Below are 222 nucleotides of genomic sequence, written 5' to 3'. Positions count from 1 at the left end.
GCTTCGCAAATTCTTTTTCAGGAATCAGCATCGCCAAATGCTGTGTGTTTGTTCGTGTAACTTCAGCTGCTTGAGCTGACGATATACTGAACTTACACCCTGAAAACTGGATCCGAAACTCATTGCGTCTTATCTTTAGGATAAGCCCTCGACCGATTAGTATTGGTCAGCTCCATGCATTACTGCACTTCCACCCCCAACCTATCTACCTCGTCGTCTTCA

General features: G+C 45.5%; 1 rRNA gene. It reads right to left on the bottom strand.

Annotated features, from left to right (window positions below):
• Nucleotides 1-136: 136 nt before the first annotated feature.
• A 23S ribosomal RNA gene (locus ACN6NF_RS26030) occupies nucleotides 137-222 on the bottom strand; the annotation flags it as partial.

It is taken from the genome of Paenibacillus sp. TSM33 (assembly GCF_056099025.1).
This window is presented reverse-complemented; position numbering and strand designations above follow the sequence as displayed.